Raw genomic sequence first — 22,063 nt, forward strand, 5'->3', positions numbered from 1 at the left:
GGCGCCGGGAACGGGAAGGCCGGATCACTCGGCGGCGAAGAACTCGTTGCCGTGCATGTCCACCAGCTCCAGTGCACGGCCGCCACCGCGGCAGACCGAGGTCAGCGGCTCGTCGGCGACCTGCACGTGCAGGCCGGTCTCCTCGCTGATCAGCCGGTCGATGTCCTTGAGCATGGCACCGCCGCCGGTCAGCACGATGCCGCGTTCGGCCACGTCCGCGCCCAGCTCCGGCGGGGTCTGCTCCAGTGCCAGCTTGATCGCGGTGACGATCCCGGCCAACGGCTCGCGCAGCGCGTCGAGCACTTCGTTGGCGGTGATGGTGATCATCTTCGGCACGCCCTCGGCGAGATTTCGGCCGGTGACCTCCAGCGAGGTGTTCTCTTCCTGCGGATAGGCGCAACCGAGCTCGACCTTGATCCGCTCGGCGGTGGCCTCGCCGATCAGGGTGCCGTAGGTACGGCGCACGTAGGCGATGATCGACTCGTCGAAACGGTCGCCACCGATGCGCACCGAGGCGGCGTAGACGATGCCGTTGAGGGCGATCACCGCCACCTCGGTGGTGCCGCCGCCGATATCGACCACCATCGAGCCGCGCGCCTCGGTGACCGGCATGCCGGCGCCGATCGCCGCGGCCATCGGTTCCTCGATCAGGTAGACCTCGCGCGCGCCGGCCTCCTCGGCCGATTCCTTGATCGCGCGGCGCTCGACCTGGGTCGAACCGCAGGGCACGCACACCAGCACCCGCGGGCTGGGACGCAGGAACCGGCTCTTGTGCACCTTCTTGATGAAGTGCTTGAGCATTTCCTCGGTATAGGTGAAGTCGGCGATCACGCCGTCCTTCATCGGCCGGATGGTGGTGATGTGGCCGGGGGTTCGCCCGAGCATCTGCTTGGCCTCGGTGCCGACCGCGGCGACCGAACGGTTGCCGCCGATCACCCGGTCCTGGCGTACCGCGACGACCGAGGGTTCGTTGAGGACGATGCCCTGCCCACGCACGTAGATGAGGGTGTTGGCCGTGCCCAGATCGATGGACAGGTCGTTGGAGAACATGCCGCGGAACTTCTTGAACATCGTCGGGTAGCCGGGGGATCAGGGACGCGGAGGCGGCCGGCTAATCTAACAACGCCCCCCTGCTGCAGCAAGGAGAATCAACGTCCTGCGGCGGTTTCGGCCCCTCGGCGGCAGCCACTCGCGGCCCGGCATGGCTGGCCGCCGACGCGGAGGCAGCGGTAGAATCCGCAGGTTGAGCGTGTGCCTGGCGCCCCGAGCGCGGCCCGCCCTCCACCCGACCTGCCTGCCTTGCCGCCCCGCCCGCGGCCTCCCGGAGCGCGACCGAATGTCAGCCCTGATCTGCGGCTCGCTGGCCTACGACACCATCATGGTGTTCCAGGACCAGTTCAAGAACCACATCCTCCCGGACAAGGTCCACCTGCTGAACGTCTCCTTCTACGTCCCGCGCATGCGCCGGGAATTCGGCGGCTGTGGCGGCAACATCGCCTACAACCTCAAGCTGCTGGGCGGCAACCCGGTCCCGATGGCCACGGTGGGCCAGGACTTCGCCCCCTACCGCGCGCACTTCGAGCGCGAGGGCATCGACCTGTCGCGGGTGCGCGAACTGCCCGGCATGTTCACCCCGCAGGCCTTCATCACCACCGACCTGGACAACAACCAGATCACCGCCTTCCACCCCGGCGCGATGGAGCGCTCGCACGAGAACCACGTGCGCGACGTCCCCGGCGTGGAGATCGGCATCATCAGCCCCGATGCCTACCAGGGGATGATCCAGAACGCCCACGAGTTCGCCGAGTGCGGCATCCCCTTCATCTTCGACCCCGGCCAGGCCATGCCGCTGTTCAACGGCGCCGAGCTGCGCACGTTCATCGAGCAGGCCGACTACGTCACCGTCAACGACTACGAGTCCAACCTGCTGGCCGAGCGCACCGGCTGGAGCGAGGCCGAGATCGCCGGCAAGGTGAAGGCCTACATCGCCACCCGCGGCCCGCGCGGCGCGGTGATCCACGCCGACGGCCAGGCCCACGAGATCCCGCCGGCGCGCGAGCGCAGCATCACCGACCCCACCGGTTGCGGCGACGCGTTCCGCGCCGGGCTGATCTTCGGCATCCTGCGCGGGCATGACTGGCCGACCATCGGCCGCATCGGCAACCTGATGGGCGCGCTGAACGTCGAACACCACGGAACGCAGAACCAGCGTTTCTCCTTCGACGAGTTCGCGGCGGAGTTCCGGGAGCAGTTCGGGTACGCCCTCTGACGACGTGTAGCAACCGCGGTGGTCATTGCTGCGGCCATTTCGGCAGCTCGGACGGATCCAGCCCGCGGGTCTCGAACACCGCGGTGCGGGTGCCCCCCGCCTTCACCGGGAACTCGATGCGGAGCACGTCGGCCGCGATGGCATGCCGCCACAGCGCCTTCTCGTCCTCGATGAACATCGCGATCGCCTCGTCGGTGTCGGGGCGGCTGCCGTCCATGGTGACCGGATCCGCATCATCCAGGGTGACCTTGAGCCTGCAGCCGGAGTAGCAGTCGAAGTCACCGCGCTCCAGGGTCAGGTAGGCACTGGTGCCCCACTCCGGATGGTCGCGGAAGATCAGCCGCACCGGCCGGGCGCTGCCGTCGTCGGTCTTGACGTTGTCCTTCGCGTAGATCGCGGCCGAAAGCTGCGCCCCGCCGGTGGCCTGCGCCTCGCGCTGGTAGGCCCACAGCGCCGCGGTGCGCTCGGCCTCCCGCGCTTCGTTTGCACGCTTGGACGCATCCACATGCCGCTCCTTGATCGAGGCCGCCGCCTCGCTTTCCGGGTACTGGGCCAGCAGCACGTCACCGTGGGCCTTGGCCAGCTGCCAGTTCTCCGCCTCGTACTGCTCCTCGAACTGCCGTGCCATGTCGGCCGCGGCCTGCTCGGCGACCGCGGCCTGGCGAGCCCGCTCGGCCTCCGGATCGGCAGCCGGCTGGCAGGCGGCCAGGCCGAGGGCGATGACGGTGAAAAGGAGCGCGATGTTGAGGTTCATGGGAGGTCCCGGGAATGGTGGATGGGGGGATTGTAAGAGCGAGGAACGAGTGAAGAGGAACGAGGAACGAGTAAGGGCAGAGGCAAAAGCAGAAGCTTGGCGCTTTTACTCGTTCCTCGTTCCTCTTCACTCGTTTCTCGCCCAACGTCCTTGTATCCCCGCGTTCGCGGGGATGACGACCGGATCGCGGGGATGACCAATCGGCGTTCGCAAGGCGGTCGGAAACAAAGCGGCCGCCCTCGGGCGGCCGCGTAACGTCACCTGATCGCCGCCCTCACTCGGCGACCGGCGCTCCTGCCTCGCCCTTGGCCACGGCGATCACCCGCTCCACCGAGGCGGTGGTGATCGGGTGGTAGCCGGCGCGGGCCTTTTCCAGCACCTGCTCGGCCAGGGCCAGGCCCTCGGGGGTTTTCACCAGTTCGGCGTAGGTGGGCATGATCAGCTTGCGGCGGCCGATCTTCTCCAGGAACTCCGCGATCTCGCCGTTGGCGCGGGTGTAGCCACTGCGCACCGCCAGCGGGTACCAGCGCATCGCGATCTCGCCGTTGGCGGTGCCGGTGAAGCCGTAGGCGGCGTCGAGCTCGGCCAGCTGGGCCTGCTCCAGGGTCGGCGGCATGCTGTCGAGGAAGTGCAGCCACTCCTGGGTGGTCCAGGCATCGGTGGCGTCCTTCGCGGGCAGGCCTTCGCCGTCCAGCCAGGCCTGGCGCAGCGTGTCGACCCGATCGAACTGGGTCGAGGCCGACACCGGCGCCGAATCCGGAATGCCCGGTTCGTACAGCCACTGCTCCAGTTCGGCCTCGGTCACCTTGCCGGGATGCTTGCCCAGCAGGTGCTCGCCGGCGTAGTCGGCGAAGGTCGACGTGGTCACCGACTGGAAGGCGAAATCGTCGAAGTACTGGCGCAGGAAGGCGTCGAAGGCTTCGCGGCCGAAGCGCTGCTCCAGGAACATGAGGAACCAGGCGCCCTTGTCGTAGGCGACCGCGGTGTAGGTGGAGTCGGCGTCGACCTCGACCTCGGGGCGGATCGCCAGCGCCTGGGCCTGCGGGTCCATGTCGGCCAGGCTGGCGCGCAGGTCGTTCTGGGCGATCGCCGCCTCCATGGTGGCGAAGTCCTTGCCGTAGAGCTCCTCGACGATGCGGTTCTCGACGTAGCTGGTGATGCCCTCGTTGAGCCACTGGTCCTTCGGGGTGGCGAAGGTCACCAGGTTGCCGGACCAGCTGTGCGCCAGTTCATGGGCGATCAGCGACACCAGCGACTTGTCGCCGACGATCGCGGTCGGGGTGATGAAGGTCAGGCGCGGGTTCTCCATGCCGCCGTACGGGAACGACGGCGGCAGGATCAGCAGGTCGTAACGGCCCCAGCGGTACGGGCCGTAGAGCTTCTCGGTGACCTGGATCATCTTCTCGGTGTCGGCGAACTCGGCAACCGCCTTCTTCACCATGTCCGGCTCGGCCCACACCCCGGAGCGCTCGCTGATCGGCTCGAACACCAGGTCGCCGGCGGCGATCGCCAGCAGGTAGGACGGGATCGCCTGCGGCATTTCGAAGCGGTAGTCGCCGTCGCGGCTGGCGTCCGGGTCGTTGTCGGCGCTCATCAGCACCATCACGTCATCCGGGCTGGTGACGTGGGCGGTGTAGGTGAAGCGCACCTGCGGGGTGTCCTGCAGCGGCACCCAGGAGCGGGCGTGGATCTGCTGCGACTGGCTGAACATGAAAGGCTGCTTGCCGCCCTGGGTCATCGCCGGGGTCAGCCACTGCAGGCCGGAGGCGCCCGGCGAGGTGGTGTAGCTGACGCGGATGCGCGGGTTGCGGTCCGGGGCCTGGATGGTCAGCTTGCTGCCCAGCCGCGAGTCGGCGGCGGCCAGGTCGAACTCCAGGTCCTGCCACTTGCCGTCGCCACGCTCGCCGGTGACCTTGTCGATGTCCAGGTCGCGGGTATCGAGCACCAGCTGGCGGGCCTCGCCGTCGCGCCAGTCCAGCGTGTAGGTGGCACTGCCGGAAAGGGTATGGGCGTCGAAGTCCATGGCCAGCTCGAGGGCCAGGTCGTCGATGCGGACCTTGCCGGGCTCGGCGTAGGAGAATGGATCGTGCTCGACCACGGCGGCCACCGGGGCAGCCGAGCCCTCGGGGGCGGAGTCACCGGTCTGCGGGGTCTCGCGCGAGCAGCCGGACACCGCCACCGCGGCGGCCAGCCAGAAGGTCATGATCGGAAGTCGCATGGCGGAACCGTCTTTGCGTCGGGACCGCGGAGTGTAGCCGCCGGGTGAAGCGGGCGCGAAGTGCCGGAGCTGGCGTGTCGCCTCAGAACGCGTAGCCGGTGTGCACCGCGCAGATGCCGGCCGACAGGTTGCGGTAGCTGCAGCGCTCCAGGCCCGCGGCTTCCATCATGGCCTTCAGCTCCTCCTGCGGCGGGTGCTTGCGGATGCTCTCGGCCAGGTAGCGGTAGCTGTCCTCGTCGCCGGCGAACAGCCGGCCCAGCCGCGGCAGCACCTGGAAGGAATGGAAGTCGTAGACCGGCCGGAACCACTCCGGCTTCACCTCGGAGAACTCCAGCACCCGCGCCTGCCCGCCGACCTTGAGCACCCGGCGGATCTCGCGCAGCGCGGCGTCCTTGTCGGTCACGTTGCGCAACCCGAAGGCCATGGTCACCAGGTCGAAGCTGGCATCGGGGAAGGGCAGCGATTCGGCATTGCACTGCACGTACTCGAAACCGTCGACCCGGCCGCGGTCCAGCATCCGGTCACGGCCGACCCGCAGCATCTCGCCGTTGATGTCGCCCAGCACGATCGAGCCGGCCTCGCCGACCCGCGGGCGCAGCAGCGCGGCGATGTCCCCGGTGCCGCCGGCCAGGTCCAGAACGCGGTCGCCGCGGCGCACCTGCGAGGTCGCCACGAAGTAGCGCTTCCATGCCCGGTGGATGCCCAGCGACATCAGGTCGTTCATCAGGTCGTAGTTGCCCGCGACCGAGGAGAACACCTGCCCCACCAGCTTCTGCTTGTCCCCCTTGGGGACGTCGCGGAAACCGAAGTGGGTGGTGCCGTCGGGCTTGCTGCCGGGGGTCTCGTTCATGGGCGGATTATCGCACCGGATAGCGGGCGGCGTTCGCATGCGGGCGCCCGGACTGACAGGATGGGCGTCCCACCGCCCGGAGCCATCCAATGGACATCGACCAGTACCGCGCCATGCTCGACACCGCCCTAGACGAGGCCGTCACCGGCCTGGCCGAAGGCGGCGTCCCGATCGGCGCGGCGCTCTACCACGCCGACGGCAGCCTGCTCGGCGCCGGCCACAACCGCCGCGTGCAGGAGGGCGATCCCTCGGTCCACGCCGAGACCGACGCCTTCCGAAAGGCCGGCCGCCAGCGCTCCTACGGCGACACCATCATGGTCACCACCCTGGCGCCGTGCTGGTACTGCAGCGGCCTGGTCCGGCAGTTCGGCATCGGCACCCTGGTGGTGGGCGAATCGGTGAACTTCCCCGGCGGGCTGGACTGGCTGCGCGAAGCCGGGGTCCGCGTCATCGACCTGGCCGACGAGCGCTGCATCAAGATGATGGGCGATTGGATCGCCGCAAACCCGGGCCTTTGGAACGAGGACATCGGGGAAGATCCGCAGTAGCGCCGGAAGCCGGCGGCCAACGCCAAGGGTACGCCCCAGTTGGCGCGCCGCCTGCGGCGTGACGACACTGGCCTTCCCTCGAACCACCGGGACGCGCACATGTTCGGCATCGGCAACGAGATCAATGCTTCCACCCTGGCCGGCCTGGCCTGGCAGCCGGAGGCGGCGCCCCTTCGTGACGGGCTGGCGACCGCCGCCGACCGCACCTCGGTGGCGGACGGCGTCTCGCGCATGCTGGCGGCAGCCGACCGCGCCAGCGCCGGCCCGGGTCGTGAAACCGGCGGGCGCGAACTGGTCGCCTCCGAGGACAGCGTCACCGCCGGCGGCGTGCGCGATGCCTACGACCTGCAGCTGTACCGCAACCCGGACGGCACCTACGCGCTTGAACTGGACATGAGCATCGACTTCAACTTCGTCGATGGCGAGGACGGCCTCGACTGGACCGCCGACGAGAAGCAGCAGTTCATCGAGGACTACAAGCAGGTGGTACTGGAGTCCTGGGACGGCCATGCCATCACCACCGATGATGGCCAGGAAGTCGAGTTGTCGATCAACCTGGACATCAACGAGCGGCGCAGCGGCCTGTTCGGTGGCGTGCTCGAGCGGCTCGACGGCCAGGAGAACTGGTCCGTCGACATCATCCGCATCGAGGACGGCGGCTTCAGCCAGAGCTACGTGATTCCCAGCCAGAACAAGGGCGTGTTCGACAGCGAGGACGTGAAGCCGGTCAACAAGGGCGCCACTGACCCGCAGGTCGGCGCCGCCCATGAGTTCGGCCACATGATCGGCCTGCCCGACGAATACAACGGCAGTGCCGGCCCCGAGGCCGCGAAGGACACCGACAGCATCATGCACACCGGCATGGACGTTCGCGAGCGCCACCTGGACCTGCTCGAGACATGGATCGAGAACCTCGACTGACCCCGCGCGGGTTGGTGTTGGCCGGGCTGCTGGTGGCATGCTCCAGCATCCTGCCGGCCTGCAGCGGTACCCCGATGAACGGTGAACAGACGAGTTCCGAGGAGCGCCATAGGGATGCCTGGCGCGCGGTGACGGCTGCGGGCGACCCGCAGGAGCAGCACGCGGCGATCCTCGCCTTCCTCGCGCTGGACCGCCCGGCCGGCGCCCGCCCGCTGCAGGTGCACGTGTTCCACCGCGCCAGCGGCGACCGGGCCGCCATCGGGCAGCCGCTGTGGGACAGCCCGCAAGACTACGAGGTCGAACTGCGGCTGGACGGACGCGAGTACCGCTTCGTCCCGCTCTCGCGCGCCAGCCTGGAGCCGCTGTTCCGCGAGTAGCTGCGCCCGCCGCTACAGGATGTAGCGGCTCAGGTCCGGATCCTGCACCAGCTCGCCCAGGTGCTCGTCGACATAGGCGCGGTCGATGGCGACCGACTGGCCGCCGCGGTCCGGGGCCTCGTAGCTGACCGTATCCAGCAGGCGCTCGAGCACGGTGTGCAGCCGGCGGGCGCCGATGTTCTCCTGGCGTTCGTTGACCGTCGCGGCGATCTCGGCGATGCGCTCGATCGCGTCGGCGCTGAACTCCAGCGACACACCCTCGGTCTTCAGCAGCTCGACGTACTGGGTGGTGAGCGCCGCCCTTGGTTCGGTGAGGATGCGGATGAAGTCGGCCTTGTCCAGCGAGTCGAGCTCCACCCGGATCGGGAACCGGCCCTGCAGCTCCGGGATCAGGTCCGATGGCTTGGCCAAGTGGAAGGCACCGGAGGCGATGAACAGGATGTGGTCGGTTTTCACCGAACCGTACTTGGTGCTGACCGTGGAGCCTTCGACCAACGGCAGCAGGTCGCGCTGCACGCCCTCGCGGCTGACGTCGCCGCCGCTCATGCCGGCCTCGCTGCGCTTGGCAACCTTGTCGATCTCGTCCAGGAACACGATGCCGTGCTGCTCGCAGGCCTCGATCGCCTGCTCGCGGACCTCGTCCTCGTTGACCAGCCGGCCGGCTTCCTCTTCGATCAGCATCGGGCGGGCAGCCTTGATCTTCAGCGTCTTCTTGTGGGTCTTGGCGCCGGCCATCTGCGAGAACATCTGCCGCAGCTGCTGGCCCATCTCCTCCATGCCCGGCGGGGCCATGATGTCGACTCCCACGTTCATCGTGGTCTCGATGTCGATCTCGCGCTCGTCCAGCTCGCCGGCCCGCAGCTGGCGGCGCAGCTTGGTGCGGGTTTCCGATTCCTGCGCCGAGGGCTCGGCACCGATGTCGATGGTCGTGGTGGCCTGGCCCGACGAGCCGAAGCCGAAGCCGGTCGGTTGCTTCTCGCGGGCCGGCAGCAGCGCGTCGAGGATCCGGTCCTCGGCGCGCTCCTCGGCCCGGGTGCGCACGCGCTGCTTGGCCTGCTCGCGGAACATCTTGACCGCGGTGTCGGCCAGGTCGCGGATGATCTGCTCGACGTCCTTGCCGACGTAACCCACCTCGGTGAAACGGGTCGCCTCGACCTTCACGAACGGCGCGTTGGCCAGGCTCGCCAGGCGCCGCGCGATCTCGGTCTTGCCCACCCCGGTGGGGCCGATCATCAGGATGTTCTTGGGCATCACCTCGTTGCGCAGGTCCTCGGCGAGCAGGCTGCGGCGCCAGCGGTTGCGCAGGGCGATGGCGACCGCGCGCTTGGCGTCGTGCTGGCCGACGATGTGGCTGTCGAGCGCCTGGACGATCTCGCGCGGGGTCATGGTGGCGGGGGTGTTGGTATTGGACATGGGTCAGATTTCTTCGACTACGACATTGCCGTTGGTGTAGATGCAGACCTCGCCGGCGATGCGGATCGCCTCGGTGGCCATGGTCTTCGCATCCAGGTCGGTGTGCGCCATCAGCGCCCGGGCCGCGGACAGGGCGTACATGCCGCCCGAACCAATGGCGATGATTCCGTCGTCAGGCTCGATCACGTCTCCGGTGCCACTGATGACCAGCGAGGTCTCGCGGTCGGCCACCGCCAGCAGGGCCTCGAGCTTCCCGAGGCGGCGCTCGGTGCGCCAGTCCTTGGCCATCTCCACTGCGGCGCGGGTGAGCTGGCCGTGCTTCTCCAGCTTGGCCTCGAACAGCTCGAACAGCGTGAAGGCATCGGCCGCGGCGCCGGCAAAACCGGCGATCACCTGGTTGTCGCGCCCCAGGCGCCGGATCTTGCGCGCATTGGACTTCATGACCGTGTTGCCCAGCGTCACCTGCCCGTCGCCGGCGACGGCAACGTGGCCGCCCCGGCGTACCGAGACGATGGTGGTGGCGTGGAAGACGTTCGGGTTCTGGCTGGGATCCATGGGGAGGCTTCGGCAGCGGGCTGACTCCCCCTTGTGTGGGGGTGGATCGGCGGGAGGCAAGAGCCGAGGAACGAGTGAAGAGGAGTGAGAAACGAGTAAGGGCAAAAGCAGGCGCACCGGGCTTTTACTCGTTTCTCACTCCTCTTCACTCGTTCCTCGCCTCCGCGCCCGCGGATGCGCCGCGTCATACACCCCCGCCAGATGCTGGAAGTCCAGATGCGTATAGATCTGCGTGGTGGCGATGTCGGCGTGGCCGAGCAGTTCCTGGACGCCGCGCAGGTCGCCGGAGGATTCCAGGATGTGGCTGGCGAAGCTGTGCCGCAGCAGGTGCGGGTGGACGCGCTTGAACAGGCCCTGCTGCCGGGCCAGCTTGCGGACCCGCAGCTGCACCGCGCGCGGGGTGATCGGGCCGTTGCGGCCCGGGAACACCGGGTCCGCCGCGCCGGCGCCGGTGGACCGACGCCAGTCGGCCAGCGCGTTGCGGGCGTGGGAGCCGAGCGGGACGCTGCGCTGGCGGCTGCCCTTGCCCATCACGGTGACCAGGCCGTCGGCCAGGTCGAGGTCGCGCCAGTGCAGGCCGCACAGCTCCGACAGGCGCAGCCCGGAGGAATAGAACAGCTCCAGCAATGCACGGTCGCGCAGGCCCAGCGGCGCATCGGTTGGGACCTCGACCAGCACCTGGGCTTCGTCGGGATCAAGCACCTGCGGCAGCCTGCGCGCGGCCTTCGGACCACGCACGCCGGCCGCCGGGTTCGCCGCCACCACACCCTGCCGCAGCATCCAGGCGTAGAACCCACGGCAGGCGGACAGGCGCCGCTGCAGGCTCGTGGGCGACAGCCCGGCGCGGTGCCCGGCGGCGATGAAGGCGCGGATCGCGTTGGCGTCCAGCGACTCCAGTGCGTACCCCTCGCCTTCGGCCCACTGCACCAGCGCCGCCAGGTCGCGACGGTAGCCGTCGAGGGTATTCGCCGACAGGCGTCGCTCGACGGACAGATGCTGGAGGTAGTGGTCGGGGGTGGGCATCCGGGGTGGGTTCCCGCGTGCGCGGGAACGACGTTACGGGCGGGACAGGGCGGTGGCGAAGGCCTCGGCCATCATCCGCAGGAACAGCGTGCCCATGCCGGGGAAGAAGCGGTTGGGATCGATGCTGCCGACCGCGACCAGGCCGACGCCGGGCAGCGGGAGCAGCGCGCTGGACTGGACCTGGTCGGCATCCTCGCCGTACAGGAAGGCGTGCTTGTCCGGCTGCAGGCGGCCACACAGCGGCTCGCCGTCGGCGAGGCAGTCGCGGAACGGCTTCAGGCCGGCGGCGTCGGGCGCCACCACTTTCAGCCAGTGGGCACTTTCCAGGCCCTGCACCGGCTCGAACAGGACGATGCGCACGCGGTCGCCGGCGAAATCCTCGGCCAGGCTCGCGGCCATTGCCCGCACTACCCCGCCGGCGCTCGCCTGGCGCATCAGCGCCAGGGTCAGCTGGTGGGTCCGCACCGCCAAGCGCTCGTTCTCCTGGGCGTTGGCGAACAATTCCTGCAGGCGTCGCGACAGCTCGCGGTTCTTCTCGCGCAGCACTTCGAGCTGGTAGCTCGCCAGCGAGGCGGCCTGGCCGTTCTCACGCGGAACCTCGAGCGTCAGCGCCAGGTCGGGAAACTGCTGCAGGAACCGCGGGTGGCGCCGCAGCCAGGCGGCGACCTCGTGGGCGCCCAGGGTGTCGGTGGTCTCGCTCATGCGGCCCATTCTCCTTCGAACACGAATTCGGCCGGTCCGGCCATGGTCATCGGGGCCCCGTCGGACGGCCAGGCCACCTGCAGGGTACCGCCGGGCAACTCCACCGCCGCCTCGCGCGCGAGGCGGCCACGGCGCACCAGCACCGCCACCGCCGCGCAGGCACCGCTGCCGCAGGCCAGGGTCTCGCCGACCCCGCGCTCGTAGACCCGCAGCCGTATCCGGTTCGGCGCCAGCAACTGGACGAAGCCGACGTTGGCCGAGTCAGGGAAGCCCGGGTAACCCTGCACCCGTGGCCCGATCACCTCCAGCCCGGCGCTGTCGATGTCGTCGACCTCGATCACCGCGTGCGGATTGCCCATCGACACCGCGCCCACCTCGAGGATCGAGCCGCCGGCGGCAATGACGTAGCGCTCGCGCGGGGCGTCGAAGCCGGTCAGCGGCACCGCCGCCGGCTCGAAACGCGGCACCCCCAGGGCGATCCGGAAACCGCCATTGCCCAAAGCCTCGACCTCGTGCCGGCCAGAGGGGCTGTCGAGGTGGAAGCGCAGCGGCTCGTCATCGCCGCGCCGGCGCACGTCGCGCAGCACCCAGGCGGCGACGCAGCGCGCCCCGTTGCCGCATTGCCCGGCCGGCGATCCGTCGGCGTTCCAGATCCGGTACCCGGCCAGCGCGCCGGGACGCTGGGCATCCTCGACGGTCAGGATCTGGTCGCAGCCCACGCCGGTATGGCGGTCGGCCATCGCCCGGCACAGCTCGGGTGATGGCGGCACGGCGCCGCAACGGCGATCGAGCACGACGAAGTCGTTGCCCGCACCGTGCATCTTGCTGAAGGCCAGCGCGCGCCCGGAGCCTGCGGCCGCAGGCACCGCGGTGGCGGGCTCAGCCATCCCGGTTCCCGCTGTCGCCGGCATCCGCGTCGGTTTCTGCATCCACCGGCACCGTTGCCGGATCGACCGGGGGATTGAACGGATCGAAGCCGCCCGCCCCGGTCGGCAACAACGGATCGGCCTCGGTCGGGTCGGGCAACGTCCCACCCGGAATCTGCGCGGGCAGGGTATCGGGTGCGTCGGTCTCGACCGGCACTCCGCCCTCCGGTTCGACCTCGACGGTCGGCGGCTCCGGGGTGGGCAGCACCAGGGCGCCCTTGTTGCCGCAACCGGCCAGGGCCAGCGGCAGCGCGATCAACAGCAGTGCGGATGCAGGTCTCATTGCGGCAGTTTAAGCCCGCGATGGTGGAGATGGCGCCCCGCGCGGCTCAGTTCCCGGAACGGGCGCCCGGCGGCTCCGGCCGACGCCACAGCCAGGCAGCGACGGTAGCCATGATCCCGGTGCCGGTGGCCGCCATCCACCAGCGTGGCGCGGTGAGGAACATGATCACCGCGGCCAGCGTCATCAGGCCCACCGCCATCCGCTTGGCCCGGCGCGAAACAGCACCGTGGCGTTGCCAGTCGAGGATCATCGGCCCGAACTGCGGATGCGCCAGCAACCAGGCATGCAGCCGCTCCGATCCCCGGGCGGCGGCATACGCCGACAGCAGGATGAACGGTACGGTGGGCAGCCCGGGCAAAACCACGCCCACCAGGCCCAGGCCCAGGCTCAGCCAGGCGAGCAGCCACCAGGCCCACCGCAGGCGCGAGGGCGGCGGATTCGGCGGGAGTTCGGACATCCCGCCATTGTAGGGGCGCTTACGGCGTCGCCGGCTCGGCCACGCCCAGGCGATCGAGCAGGAAGGCGTACATCTCGGCCAGCTCGCGGTAGCGGCGGAAACGGCCGGACTTGCCGCCGTGCCCGGCGTCCATGTTGGTGCGGAACAGCACCGGCGCCTCGGAGGTGTCCAGGTCACGCAGCCGGGCCACGTACTTGGCCGGCTCCCAGTACTGCACCTGCGAATCCCACAGGCCGGTGCCGACGAACATCGCCGGATAGGCCTTGGCCTCCAGGTTGTCGTAGGGCGAGTAGCTGAGCATGTACTCGTAGGCCTCGACACTGGTCTCCGGGTTGCCCCACTGGTCGTACTCGTTGGTGGTCAGCGGGATGGAGGCATCCAGCATGGTGGTGACCACGTCGACGAACGGCACCTGCGACAGGATCACCGCATAGTCGTCGGGCGCCATGTTGGCCACCGCGCCGACCAGCAGCCCGCCGGCGCTGCCACCGTAGGCGGCGACCCGGTCGGGGGCGGCGTAGCCCTGCTCCACCAGCCCGCGGGTGACGTCGATGAAGTCGGTGAAACTGTTCTTCTTCGCCATCAGCTTGCCGTCGTCGTACCACTTGCGACCCATCTCCTGGCCACCGCGGATGTGGGCGATGGCGTAGACCATGCCGCGGTCGAGCAGGCTGACCACCGGCAGGTTGAAGCTCGGGTCCATCGAGGCGCCGTAGCTGCCGTAGCCGTACTGCAGCAGGGCCGCGGTCCCGTCCTTCTGGAAGCCGTTGCGGTAGACCAGCGAGACCGGCACCTTCACCCCGTCGCGGGCGGTGACCCAGACCCGCTCGGTGGTGTACTGGTCCGGGTCGTAGCCGATCACCGGCTGCTGCTTCAGCGTGCGGCGCTCCCCGGTCCTGGTGTTGAGCTCGTAGGTGGTCGCCGGGGTGGTCAGCGAGGTGTAGCTGTAGCGCAGCCAGTCGGTGTCGGGCTCGGAGTTGGTCGACAGGCCCATCGAGTAGGCGGTCTCGTCGGCCTTGACGTACTCGGCCGCACCGGCCGCCTGGCCGGGCGCGCCGCTGAGCAGGCGGATGCGTTCCAGCCCGCCGGAGCGCTCGTCGATGGCGGTGAAGCCGTCGAACAGCTCGAAGCCGCCGATGAACACGTCCTCGTCGTGGCCGATCCACTCCTGCCACTGGGCGCGCGAGGTCGCGTCGCTGGGCGCGGTCATCAGCTTGAAGTTGGCCGCGGGCGTGCCGTCCGGGCCCGGGGCGTTGGTGCGGATCACCCAGCGGCCGCCGTGGTGGTCGGCGTCGTACTCAACGTCGCGCTCGCGCGCGGCCAGTACGCGAAACTCGCCGGGGTTGTCGGCGGGCGTGCAGCGGGTCTCGCTGGAGACGGTGCTCTCCACGCCGATGCAGATGAAGCGGTCATCGCGCGTGCGGCCGATGCCCATGTAGAAGCTGTCGTCGTGCTCCTCGTAGACCAGCACGTCGTCGCTGGCCGGCGTGCCGAGCACGTGCTTCTTCACCCGCACGGTGAGCAGGGTCTCGGGATCGTTCTCGACGTAGAAGAGCGTGCGGTTGTCGTCGGCCCAGACGAGGTTGGCCGAGACACCACGGATCTCGTCGTCCAGCACCTCGCCGGTGGCGATGTCCTTGACCCGGATGACGTACTGGCGGCGACCGACGTCGTCCTCGGCCCAGGCCAGCAGCCGGTTGTCCTGGCTGACTTCCCAGTCACCGACGCTGAAATAGTCCTTGCCCGCGGCCATCACGTTGACGTCGAGCAGCAGCTGTTCCGGCGCGTCCATCGCGCCTTCCCGGCGGGCGTAGACCGGGTAGTCCTGGCCGGTTTCGAAACGGCTGTAGTACCACCAGCCGCGCTCGCGGTACGGCACCGAGCTGTCGTCCTGCTTGATGCGGCCGACGATCTCCCTGTAGAGCCGGTCCTCGACCGGCTTCAGCCGCGCCATGTACGCATCGGCGTACGCGTTCTCCGCCTCCAGGTAGGCCAGCATCGCCGGATCCTTGCGGTCGTCGTCGCGCAGCCAGTAGTACTCGTCGGCGCGTTCGGCGCCGTGCGGCGCGGTGACGGTGTGCACGCGCTTCTCGGCGTCGGGCGGGGCCGGCAGCTCCTGCGCCAGGGTCGGGGTGGAAAGGGTCATCACGGCAACCAGCAGCAGGGTGGGCTTCATGGGATGGGGCCTTGGTTGGGCAAGGGCAAGAGCGAGGAACGAGTGAAGAGGAGTGAGAAACGAGGGGGATCCAGGCTGTCGGGGCAGTATCTGCGCCGCCATCGTCCTGGTCGATCATCCCCTCGCGCCACTCCACTCATGCACCGCCTTCCCCGCAACCGCGGGAACTCACGCCTTTACTCGTTCCTCACTCCTCTTCACTCGTTTCTCGCTCTCAGTCGTTGAGCTGTTGCCACAGGAACGTATACGCCAGCGCACTCATGTGCGCGGCCTGCTGGTTGTTCGCCGCGCCGCCGTGGCCGCCCTCGATGTTCTCGTAGTAGCGCACGTCCTCGCCGCCTTCCAGCATCGCCGCCATCATCTTGCGGGCATGGCCGGGGTGGACGCGGTCGTCACGGGTGGAGGTGGTGAACAGGGTCGGCGGGTAGTCCTTCGCCGGGTCGTAGAGGTGGTACGGGGAGAAGGTCCTGATGAACTCCCACTCCTCCGGCTTGTCGGGGTTGCCGTACTCGGCCATCCACGAGGCGCCGGCCAGCAGCTTGTGGTAGCGCTGCATGTCCAGCAGCGGCACCTGCACCACGATCGCGCCGAACAGCTCCGGGTACTGGGTCAGCATGTTGCCCATCAGCAGGCCGCCGTTGCTGCCGCCCTGGATGCCGAGCTTCTCCGGAACGGTGACACCGGTGGCGACCAGGTCCTTCGCCACCGCGGCGAAGTCCTCGTAGGCCTTGTGCCGGTTGGCCTTGAGCGCGGCCTGGTGCCAGCGCGGGCCGTACTCGCCACCGCCACGGATGTTGGCGACGGCATAGGCGCCGCCCTTCTCCATCCACGCCTTGCCGGCCGCGGCGTTGTAGCCGGGGGTCAGCGAGATCTCGAAACCGCCGTAGCCGTACAGCAGGGTCGGGGTGGAGCCGTCGGCCTGCATGTCCTGCGGACGGACCAGGAAGTACGGGACCTTCGTGCCGTCCTCGCTGGTGGCGAAGTGCTGCTCGACGACATGCGTGGATCCGTCGAAGAAGGCCGGGTTGGACTTCAGCGGCTGCGCCGGGGCGTCGGTGGAAACGTCGGCGATCGACAGCGTGGTCGGGGTCAGGTAGCCGGTCTCGGTCACCCACACCGCATCGGAGGTGTCGCGGTCGACGGCGCCCACCGCGATGGTGCCGATCCCCTCGGTCGAGCCGAACGGCCGGCTGGCCCACTCGCCCTCGCCCGGGGTGAGCACGGTGACGACGTTCTTGACGTCCTCCAGCACGTTGAGCACCAGGTGGTTGCGGGTCCAGCTGTAGCCGGCCAGCGAGCTGCGCTCGGTCGGCTCGAACAGCACCGTGAACCCGCGCCCGCCGTCCATGAACTCGTCGAACTTCGTGGCGATCAGGCTACCGGCCGGGTAGGTGGTGCCCCCGGCGGTGTACGGCTCGCGCAGCTCCAGGGTCAGCCACTCGCGGTAGCCGCTCTTGTTGGCCGAGTTGGGCGCATCGATCTTCTCGAGGCTGCCGTCGGCCTGGCGCAGGTAAAGCTCGTCGTTGTAGAAGGCCAGGGTGCGGCTGACGAAGTCACGCACGTGCCCCGGGGTCAGGTCGCGGTAGGCGGAGATGTACATGTCATCGGCCTGGCCTTCGTAGATCGTGACCGCCTCGTCCATGGCCTGCCCGCGCGCGAGCTGCCTGACCACCCGCGGGTAGCCGGACTCGGTCATGCTGCCATCGCCGAAGTCGGTGAACACGTAGACCGTGTCCTGGTCGATCCAGCTCATGCCGCCCTTGGCTTCCTCGCGGAAGAAACCGCCTTCCACCCAGTCCTTGTCGACCAGGTCGAACTCGCGGGTGACGTCGGCGTCGGCGCCGCCGCGCGAGAGCGCGACCAGGCAGCGGCGGTACTCCGGCTCCAGGCAGTTGGCGCCGTGCCAGACCCAGTTCTCGCCCTCGGCGGCGTTGAGCGCATCCAGGTCCAGGACGGTTTCCCAGGCTGGCGCGTCCTTGCGGTACTCCTCGAGCGTGGTGCGCCGCCACAGGCCGCGCTCGTGCCGGGCGTCCTTCCAGAAGTTGTAGTAGTACTGCCCGATCTTCTGCACGCCGGGGATCTTGGCGTCGGAGTCGAGGATGGCGCGGATGTCGGCCTCGAGCTGGCGGAATTCCGGCGTGGCGGCGAGTTCGGCCTCGGCTTCGGCATTGCGGGCGCGGACCCAGTCCAGGGCCTTCGCGCCCTCGACCTCTTCCAGCCAGAGATGGGGATCGTTCACGGTGGCCTCCTGGGCGCCGGCGGCGCCCATGGCAAGGATGCCGGCGGCAAGGACGGCGGCCTGGCAGGCCTGCGACAGCTTGGACATGGGCGCTCCGGTGATTGTGCGGCTCAAACCGCGGACGCTAGCACAGCCCGGGGCCCCGGCTGCCGTGCCCGAAGTCACGCGGTGCGGGCGTCGCGCCGGCGCCGGGTGGGGACGCGTCGCCGGCGGTACGCCGGCTGCGCGGCGGGCAGGCGTCGCAAGACGGCAGGACGTGGCGGAACCCGCGTGGCGGGTGCCGCATGACCGGCGGCAGCATCCAGGCGCGCGGCCAGCCGCAGGCACGCCCATGCACACAGCGGCATGCCCAGCAACCACAGCGGCAGCCAGCCCACCGCGGAATACCCCCGCGCCGCCGGGATCAGCACCACCAGGGTGGCGCCGATGGCAACGGCGAAGCGCAGGACGTCGTCGACCGGGCTTTTGCGGCGGATGTCGGAACGGTTCATGGCGGGGCTCCGCGGGACTGGAGCGACAGCTTCAGGGCCCGCCATCTCACCGGTTGCGACCGGGTGATCGTTCGCCCGCCTGCATGGATAATGGCCCCGCGGCCGGCCCTGTTCGGCCGTTTTCTTTGTCACCGGAGTCCTCGATGCGTTTGCCGTTCCTGACCCTTGCCGCCGCCGCGGGGCTCGCCACGCCCTTTGCTGCCGTCGCCAACCCGGCGACTGAAGGCCGTGGCTGGCACGGCGAGGGCGAGCTGGGCTTGGCCCTGGCCAGCGGAAACACCGACAGCCAGACGCTCAACGGCAAGCTCGGCCTGACCCGCGAGGACCCCTTGTGGGAACACGCGATGGGTCTGTCGTTGCTGTACGGCAAGCAGGACGGCATCGAAAGCGCATCGCGTTACGAGGCGTTCGGCAAGCTCGGCCGTCGCATGGATGACCGCAGGCAATGGTCTGGCTCGGTGCGCACCGAACGCGACCACTTCGCCGCCTACGAGTACCAGTCGGCCATCGCGATCGGCTACAGCCACGAGCTGGTGAAGCAGGAGGCAACGCAGCTGCGCTTCGAGATCGGCCCGGGTTATCGCTGGTCCAAACTGCAGGGCGTGCGCGTGCACGAGAACGGCGCCATCGCCCGCGGCCAACTGGAATTCAGCCACCAGTTCAACCCGTCGACGCTGGCCTACGACACGCTGCTGGTCGAGGCAGGGCAGGAGAACACGTTCGCCCGCAACGACGTGGGAGTGGCGGTCAGGATGAGCGATGCGCTGGCATTGAAGGCCGGGCTGCAAGTGCGCCACAACACCGATGCACTGCCCGGCACCCGGAAGACCGATACCCTGACCACGGTCAATGTCGTCTACGGGTTCTGAGCGGCGCCCCGCTCAGCCCGGCACGCAGTCGTAATTGGCGGTCGCCAGCGACAGCAGCGTCCGTGCCTGCTCGCGCAGCGACGCCGGCTCGACGATCTCCGCATCGCTGCCGTAGTGCAGCACGTCCATCAGCAACTCGCGTCCGGAGCTGTAGGGCAGCTTCAATTCATAGCGGCCGTCGGGCAGGAAACGGCCCTCCTGGCGCGAGTGCCAGTGCTCGTCGGCGACCCAGCGCGCGGCCTTCGGGCTGAAGAGGATGGTGGCCCAGCCACGCGGCTCGCCGGAAAAGATCCCGTAGCTGGAGGCGAGCTGGCGGTCCAGGTCCTCCTCGGGCTGGTCGATCGCGGGTTCTTCCATCGGCCGGGCAGCCGTGATGCGGTCCACGGCGAAGCTGCGCAGGCCCTCGCGCTCATGGTCCCAGGCGTCCAGGTACCAGTTGTCGCGGTAGTGGGTCAGCCGCTGGGGCGAGACCACCCGGCGGGTGTGCTGGTCGGTGGAGCGGGCGCGGTACTCGAAGGCCAGCCGGCGCCGGTCCAGCACCGCGGTGGCGACGTGGCGGAAGGCGGTCTGGTCGAGCCGGCGGGTGCGGTGCGGGATCACCCGGACCCGCTCGACCGGCACCCGGCGCCCGCCGGCATGCTCGTCGAGCAGCTTCTCGATGCGTTCCTGCAGCGGGGCCAGCGCCTCCGACAGCACGCCACCGCCGCTGCGCCGCATCACCTGCTGGGCGGCGAGCAGCGAGTGCAGTTCCTCCGAGCTCAGCCACAGTCCCGGCAGCTCGAAGCGGTCGTCCTCGCCGCGGTCGTAACGGAAACCGGCCTCGCCATCGCCCTCCACCGGCGCCATCAGCTGGTCGCGCAGATAGGCGATGTCGCGATAGACGGTAGCCCGCGAGCACTCCAGCTCTTCCTGCAGCCGGGCGACCTTGACCGGGTAGCGCGAGGACGAGAACAGGCGGTGCAATGCGTGGATGCGTTCGATTCGTTCCATGGACGCTGCCGGTAGAGGTGCCGCCCAAGCATGGCACCGGCCCCGGGCAGCCGCCAGCGCCCCCGGGGCGCCCCTGCTCGCCGGCCGGCGCGGTGGCGGGCACAATGCGCGGCATGTGCATCCGCCCGGTCACCACGCCTTGAGGCCCCCTGCGGGCCACGCCGGCCCCTTCCCGCGGGGAGGGCGCCGCTGATGGGCATGGAGCTGTGGCTGACGCTGGCGGTGCTGGCCGGCGCGATCTACCTGTTCGTCACCGAGAAGCTCCCGGTGGACGTGGTCGCGCTGCTGGTCATGGCCAGCCTGCTGGTGCTCGGCCTGGTGAGCCCGCCGGAGGCGCTGTCGGGCTTCAGCAGCCAGGCGACCATCACCGTGGCGGCGATGTTCGTGCTCAGCGCCGGCCTGCAGCGCAGCGGGGCCCTGCTGGGCATGGGCGAGGCACTGGCGCGGATCCGCTGGCCGTGGCTGTTCGCGCTGGTGATGATGCTGGTGGTGGCCTTCGTCTCGGCCTTCGTCAACAACACCGCGGCGGTGGCGGTGTTCCTGCCGCTGGTGATCAGCGCGGCGATCGCCAGCCGCAAGGCGCCGTCCCGGTACCTGATCCCGCTGTCGTACGCGGCGCAGTTCGGCGGCGTGTGCACCCTGGTGGGCACCTCGACCAACCTGCTGGTGAACTCGCTGGCGATCCAATCCGGCCGCGCCGGATTCGGACTGTTCGAGTTCGCCCCGCTGGGCGTGATCTTCGTGGGCATCGGCACCGCCTACCTGATGCTGGTGCGCAACTTCCTGCTGCCCGACCTGGGCGTGCCGGAAATGGACACCGACGGACATGGCGGGCCCTTCATGGTCGAGCTTCTGGTCCCCGAGAAGTCGCCGGCGGTGGGCCAGCGCGGCCGCGACGTGGTGCCGGCGGACGCCGGCCCGGTCAGTGTGCTGCAGGTGATCCGCGATGGCGTGGTCCAGCCCAGCCGGCATGTCGAACTGCAAGCCGGCGACCGCCTGCTGCTGCGCGGGGAGTGGAGCCGGATCCAGGCGCTGCGCAGGCAACTCAAGCTGGAGCACGACCAGGTCGCGCGTGACCTGGAAGGCCACGCCGGGGCCGAGCGCCTGCACGCCGAGGTGATGGTCGCCCCCGGCTCGCACCTGATCGGCCACACCCTGGCGGGCATGCGCTTCGGCCACGTCTACCGGGTGCGCGTGCATGGCCTGCAGCGCCAGCGCGCACCGCTGCGCCAGCGCCTGGACCACATGCCGCTGGCAGTCGGCGACATCCTGCTGGTGGACTCCACCGAGAAGGCCCTGCGCACCTTGCGCGACGATCCCGGGCTGATCGTGCTCGGCGAGCGCGCGCAGCCGCGGATCGATGCCCGCCGGGCCTGGACCTCGGCGCTGGTCATGGCCGGGGTGATCGGCACCGCGGCACTGGGACTGCTGCCGATCGTGGCCTCGGCGATCCTGGGCTGCGTCGCGCTGGTGGTGCTGCGTTGCCTGAAACCCGACGAGGCCTATGCCGCGGTCGACTGGAAGGTCGTCATGCTGCTGGCCGGCGTGTTGCCGCTGGGCATCGCACTGGAACACTCCGGCGGCGCGTCCTGGCTGGCACGCAACGCGATCGGCCTGGTGGGCGGGATGGGGCCGGTGGCCTGCCTGGCGGTGGTGTACCTGCTGAGCTCGATACTCACCGAGGTCATGAGCAACAACGCCGCGGCGGTACTGGTGGTGCCGATCGGCATCGCCACGGCAGAGTCGCTGGGGGTGGACGCCAAGCCGTTCCTGGTCGCCGTGGCGTTCGCCGCCTCCACCTCCTTCGCCACCCCGGTCGGCTACCAGACCAACGCGATGGTCCACGCGGCGGCCGGCTACCGCTTCGCCGACTTCATCCGCATCGGCATGCCGCTCAACCTGATTTTCTGGATCGCGGCGGTTGTGCTGATTCCACGCTTTTTCCCTTTCTGAGCCCGCGGTCCCGCCGCCGTTCAGGTCCAGCGCCCGGCAAGCGAGTGCG

The 22,063-nt window shown here is 69.4% G+C and carries 21 protein-coding genes; 6 read left to right on the forward strand and 15 right to left on the reverse strand.

All coding sequences use genetic code 11. From position 1 onward, the window contains the following. Positions 1–24: 24 nt before the first annotated feature. Positions 25–1,071 carry a rod shape-determining protein gene (locus tag LY625_RS05410; protein ID WP_233738106.1) on the reverse strand — a complete coding sequence of 349 codons (1,047 nt, stop codon included), beginning with the start codon at positions 1,069–1,071 and terminating at the stop codon, positions 25–27. A gap of 265 nt (positions 1,072–1,336) precedes the next feature. On the opposite strand from LY625_RS05410, the gene LY625_RS05415 reads away from it, so the two are divergent. Next, complete coding sequence (locus tag LY625_RS05415) at positions 1,337–2,269, forward strand: carbohydrate kinase family protein (RefSeq protein WP_233738108.1); 933 nt, start codon at positions 1,337–1,339, stop codon at positions 2,267–2,269. 22 nt (positions 2,270–2,291) lie between these two features. Here the strand turns inward: LY625_RS05415 and LY625_RS05420 are convergent, their stop codons facing one another. From LY625_RS05420 to ubiE, 3 genes are all read right to left on the reverse strand, one after another. Next, positions 2,292–3,023, reverse strand: a complete 732-nt coding sequence (locus LY625_RS05420) for a hypothetical protein (protein WP_233738110.1) — start codon at positions 3,021–3,023, stop codon at positions 2,292–2,294. A gap of 274 nt (positions 3,024–3,297) precedes the next feature. Beyond that, positions 3,298–5,241, reverse strand: coding sequence for a M1 family metallopeptidase (locus LY625_RS05425; RefSeq protein ID WP_233738112.1), 1,944 nt, complete (start codon positions 5,239–5,241; stop codon positions 3,298–3,300). A gap of 82 nt (positions 5,242–5,323) precedes the next feature. Further along, positions 5,324–6,091 carry a bifunctional demethylmenaquinone methyltransferase/2-methoxy-6-polyprenyl-1,4-benzoquinol methylase UbiE gene (gene ubiE, locus LY625_RS05430; RefSeq protein ID WP_233738113.1) on the reverse strand — a complete coding sequence of 256 codons (768 nt, stop codon included), beginning with the start codon at positions 6,089–6,091 and terminating at the stop codon, positions 5,324–5,326. Between the two features lie 89 nt (positions 6,092–6,180). On the opposite strand from ubiE, the gene LY625_RS05435 reads away from it, so the two are divergent. From LY625_RS05435 to LY625_RS05445, 3 genes are all read left to right on the forward strand, one after another. Next, the gene (locus LY625_RS05435; protein ID WP_233738115.1) at positions 6,181–6,639 is read left to right on the forward strand and encodes a nucleoside deaminase; all 459 of its coding nucleotides are present in this window, start codon (positions 6,181–6,183) and stop codon (positions 6,637–6,639) included. 99 nt (positions 6,640–6,738) lie between these two features. Then, the gene (locus tag LY625_RS05440; protein WP_233738120.1) at positions 6,739–7,560 is read left to right on the forward strand and encodes a hypothetical protein; all 822 of its coding nucleotides are present in this window, start codon (positions 6,739–6,741) and stop codon (positions 7,558–7,560) included. Continuing rightward, a complete protein-coding gene (locus LY625_RS05445) occupies positions 7,539–7,937 on the forward strand; it encodes a hypothetical protein (protein ID WP_233738122.1) in 399 nt (132 codons plus the stop codon). Before LY625_RS05440 ends, LY625_RS05445 begins: the two co-directional genes overlap by 22 nt. 12 nt (positions 7,938–7,949) lie before the next feature. On the opposite strand, the gene hslU is transcribed toward LY625_RS05445, so the two are convergent. From hslU to LY625_RS05495, 10 genes are all read right to left on the reverse strand, one after another. Next, positions 7,950–9,350, reverse strand: coding sequence for an ATP-dependent protease ATPase subunit HslU (hslU, locus tag LY625_RS05450; RefSeq protein ID WP_233738123.1), 1,401 nt, complete (start codon positions 9,348–9,350; stop codon positions 7,950–7,952). Positions 9,351–9,353: 3 nt separating this feature from the next. Beyond that, on the reverse strand, positions 9,354–9,905 hold the full coding sequence (gene hslV / locus LY625_RS05455) for an ATP-dependent protease subunit HslV (protein WP_233738124.1): 552 nt from the start codon (positions 9,903–9,905) through the stop codon (positions 9,354–9,356). Positions 9,906–10,040: 135 nt separating this feature from the next. After that, positions 10,041–10,928, reverse strand: a complete 888-nt coding sequence (xerC, locus tag LY625_RS05460; RefSeq protein ID WP_233738127.1) for a tyrosine recombinase XerC — start codon at positions 10,926–10,928, stop codon at positions 10,041–10,043. 33 nt (positions 10,929–10,961) lie between these two features. After that, complete coding sequence (locus LY625_RS05465; protein WP_233738128.1) at positions 10,962–11,630, reverse strand: DUF484 family protein; 669 nt, start codon at positions 11,628–11,630, stop codon at positions 10,962–10,964. Continuing rightward, on the reverse strand, positions 11,627–12,517 hold the full coding sequence (gene dapF / locus LY625_RS05470) for a diaminopimelate epimerase (protein WP_233738133.1): 891 nt from the start codon (positions 12,515–12,517) through the stop codon (positions 11,627–11,629). The genes LY625_RS05465 and dapF overlap by 4 nt, the downstream gene beginning before the upstream one ends. Beyond that, entirely contained in the window at positions 12,510–12,839 is a 330-nt protein-coding gene (locus LY625_RS05475; RefSeq protein WP_233738134.1) for a lipoprotein, read from the reverse strand. Before LY625_RS05475 ends, dapF begins: the two co-directional genes overlap by 8 nt. A gap of 46 nt (positions 12,840–12,885) precedes the next feature. After that, positions 12,886–13,296 carry a YbaN family protein gene (locus LY625_RS05480; RefSeq protein ID WP_233738135.1) on the reverse strand — a complete coding sequence of 137 codons (411 nt, stop codon included), beginning with the start codon at positions 13,294–13,296 and terminating at the stop codon, positions 12,886–12,888. A gap of 19 nt (positions 13,297–13,315) precedes the next feature. Beyond that, on the reverse strand, positions 13,316–15,472 hold the full coding sequence (locus LY625_RS05485) for a S9 family peptidase (RefSeq protein WP_233738136.1): 2,157 nt from the start codon (positions 15,470–15,472) through the stop codon (positions 13,316–13,318). A gap of 214 nt (positions 15,473–15,686) precedes the next feature. Beyond that, positions 15,687–17,798, reverse strand: a complete 2,112-nt coding sequence (locus LY625_RS05490; RefSeq protein WP_233738137.1) for a prolyl oligopeptidase family serine peptidase — start codon at positions 17,796–17,798, stop codon at positions 15,687–15,689. Positions 17,799–17,872: 74 nt separating this feature from the next. Then, the gene (locus LY625_RS05495; RefSeq protein WP_233738354.1) at positions 17,873–18,202 is read right to left on the reverse strand and encodes a hypothetical protein; all 330 of its coding nucleotides are present in this window, start codon (positions 18,200–18,202) and stop codon (positions 17,873–17,875) included. Between the two features lie 143 nt (positions 18,203–18,345). On the opposite strand from LY625_RS05495, the gene LY625_RS05500 reads away from it, so the two are divergent. Next, positions 18,346–19,071 (forward strand): DUF481 domain-containing protein, encoded by a 726-nt coding sequence (locus LY625_RS05500; protein ID WP_233738138.1) that lies wholly within the window; start codon positions 18,346–18,348, stop codon positions 19,069–19,071. 12 nt (positions 19,072–19,083) lie between these two features. Here the strand turns inward: LY625_RS05500 and LY625_RS05505 are convergent, their stop codons facing one another. After that, a complete protein-coding gene (locus LY625_RS05505) occupies positions 19,084–20,061 on the reverse strand; it encodes a YafY family protein (RefSeq protein ID WP_233738139.1) in 978 nt (325 codons plus the stop codon). A gap of 198 nt (positions 20,062–20,259) precedes the next feature. Here LY625_RS05505 and LY625_RS05510 point away from each other — a divergent pair, with 198 nt between their 5' ends. Beyond that, positions 20,260–22,014 (forward strand): SLC13 family permease, encoded by a 1,755-nt coding sequence (locus LY625_RS05510; RefSeq protein WP_233738141.1) that lies wholly within the window; start codon positions 20,260–20,262, stop codon positions 22,012–22,014. Positions 22,015–22,063: the final 49 nt, after the last annotated feature.

Origin of the sequence: Lysobacter sp. GX 14042 (genome assembly GCF_021390425.1) — a bacterium.
Lineage (GTDB): Bacteria > Pseudomonadota > Gammaproteobacteria > Xanthomonadales > Xanthomonadaceae > Novilysobacter.

Excerpts from the sequence above, each read along its gene's own strand:
- LY625_RS05410 (WP_233738106.1), bottom strand. The coding sequence starts at position 1,071 with ATGTTCAAGAAGTTCCGCGGCATGTTCTCCAACGACCTGTCCATCGAT.
- LY625_RS05415 (WP_233738108.1), top strand. The coding sequence starts at position 1,337 with ATGTCAGCCCTGATCTGCGGCTCGCTGGCCTACGACACCATCATGGTG.
- LY625_RS05420 (WP_233738110.1), bottom strand. The coding sequence starts at position 3,023 with ATGAACCTCAACATCGCGCTCCTTTTCACCGTCATCGCCCTCGGCCTG.
- LY625_RS05425 (WP_233738112.1), bottom strand. The coding sequence starts at position 5,241 with ATGCGACTTCCGATCATGACCTTCTGGCTGGCCGCCGCGGTGGCGGTG.
- ubiE (WP_233738113.1), bottom strand. The coding sequence starts at position 6,091 with ATGAACGAGACCCCCGGCAGCAAGCCCGACGGCACCACCCACTTCGGT.
- LY625_RS05435 (WP_233738115.1), top strand. The coding sequence starts at position 6,181 with ATGGACATCGACCAGTACCGCGCCATGCTCGACACCGCCCTAGACGAG.
- LY625_RS05440 (WP_233738120.1), top strand. The coding sequence starts at position 6,739 with ATGTTCGGCATCGGCAACGAGATCAATGCTTCCACCCTGGCCGGCCTG.
- LY625_RS05445 (WP_233738122.1), top strand. The coding sequence starts at position 7,539 with ATGGATCGAGAACCTCGACTGACCCCGCGCGGGTTGGTGTTGGCCGGG.
- hslU (WP_233738123.1), bottom strand. The coding sequence starts at position 9,350 with ATGTCCAATACCAACACCCCCGCCACCATGACCCCGCGCGAGATCGTC.
- hslV (WP_233738124.1), bottom strand. The coding sequence starts at position 9,905 with ATGGATCCCAGCCAGAACCCGAACGTCTTCCACGCCACCACCATCGTC.
- xerC (WP_233738127.1), bottom strand. The coding sequence starts at position 10,928 with ATGCCCACCCCCGACCACTACCTCCAGCATCTGTCCGTCGAGCGACGC.
- LY625_RS05465 (WP_233738128.1), bottom strand. The coding sequence starts at position 11,630 with ATGAGCGAGACCACCGACACCCTGGGCGCCCACGAGGTCGCCGCCTGG.
- dapF (WP_233738133.1), bottom strand. The coding sequence starts at position 12,517 with ATGGCTGAGCCCGCCACCGCGGTGCCTGCGGCCGCAGGCTCCGGGCGC.
- LY625_RS05475 (WP_233738134.1), bottom strand. The coding sequence starts at position 12,839 with ATGAGACCTGCATCCGCACTGCTGTTGATCGCGCTGCCGCTGGCCCTG.
- LY625_RS05480 (WP_233738135.1), bottom strand. The coding sequence starts at position 13,296 with ATGTCCGAACTCCCGCCGAATCCGCCGCCCTCGCGCCTGCGGTGGGCC.
- LY625_RS05485 (WP_233738136.1), bottom strand. The coding sequence starts at position 15,472 with ATGAAGCCCACCCTGCTGCTGGTTGCCGTGATGACCCTTTCCACCCCG.
- LY625_RS05490 (WP_233738137.1), bottom strand. The coding sequence starts at position 17,798 with ATGTCCAAGCTGTCGCAGGCCTGCCAGGCCGCCGTCCTTGCCGCCGGC.
- LY625_RS05495 (WP_233738354.1), bottom strand. The coding sequence starts at position 18,202 with ATGAACCGTTCCGACATCCGCCGCAAAAGCCCGGTCGACGACGTCCTG.
- LY625_RS05500 (WP_233738138.1), top strand. The coding sequence starts at position 18,346 with ATGCGTTTGCCGTTCCTGACCCTTGCCGCCGCCGCGGGGCTCGCCACG.
- LY625_RS05505 (WP_233738139.1), bottom strand. The coding sequence starts at position 20,061 with ATGGAACGAATCGAACGCATCCACGCATTGCACCGCCTGTTCTCGTCC.
- LY625_RS05510 (WP_233738141.1), top strand. The coding sequence starts at position 20,260 with ATGGAGCTGTGGCTGACGCTGGCGGTGCTGGCCGGCGCGATCTACCTG.